1 pseudogene is annotated in these 318 nt (G+C 79.6%); it reads right to left on the reverse strand.

The window, feature by feature from the left end:
• Window positions 1–318, reverse strand: a pseudogene (locus PUR26_RS16970) (VWA domain-containing protein); the annotation flags it as partial.

Genomic DNA, 318 nt, shown 5'->3' on the forward strand with positions numbered 1-318 from the left:
CCGCCTCGGGCTCGGTGTCCGCCTCGGCGTCCGCCGTGGGAGCGGTCTCGGCGACCGCTTCGGGCTCGGCGGCCTCCGCCGGCTCCTCGGGCTCGGCCTTCGCGTCGGCGTCCGCAACGGCCTCGGCCTCCTCTGCGGGCTCGGGGTCGGGCTCTGCGACCGTATCGGCCTCGGCGGGGTCCGCCGGCTCGTAGGGCTGGGCCGTCGCTGAGGCGACCGCGACGTGCTCGGCGTGGGCTGGGGGCTCGGGCTGGGGCTGGGGGACGTGTACGGCCTCGGCGGCCTCCGCCGGCTCCTCGGGCTCCGCCTCGGCCGTCG

This window comes from Streptomyces sp. SP18CS02 (assembly GCF_036322365.1).
Lineage (GTDB): Bacteria > Actinomycetota > Actinomycetes > Streptomycetales > Streptomycetaceae > Streptomyces.